This window comes from Halochromatium sp. NSM3, from assembly GCF_059621085.1.
This window is the reverse complement of the sequence record NZ_JCAQIA010000103.1, coordinates 1-355: the sequence shown is the minus strand read 5'-3', so window position 1 is coordinate 355 and position 355 is coordinate 1. Positions and strand designations below refer to the sequence as shown.

1 rRNA gene is annotated in these 355 nt (G+C 53.0%); it reads right to left on the bottom strand.

Annotated features, from left to right (window positions below):
- Positions 1-355, bottom strand: a 23S ribosomal RNA gene (locus AC54T3_RS17490); the annotation flags it as partial.

The following is a 355-nucleotide window of genomic DNA, read 5'->3' as shown; positions in this document are numbered from 1 at the left end:
CACTCATTGCACGATGTCCGACCGTGCTGAGGGTACCTTCGTGCTCCTCCGTTACTCTTTGGGAGGAGACCGCCCCAGTCAAACTACCCACCAGGCACTGTCCACAACCCCGATAAGGGGCCTATGTTAGAACATCAAACATACAAGGGTGGTATTTCAAGGATGGCTCCACACCAACTAGCGCCAGTGCTTCTAAGCCTCCCACCTATCCTACACATGTAGGTTCAATGTTCAGTGCCAAGCTGTAGTAAAGGTTCACGGGGTCTTTCCGTCTAGCCGCGGGTACACAGCATCTTCACTGCGATTTCAATTTCACTGAGTCTCGGGTGGAGACAGCGTGGCCATCATTACGCCA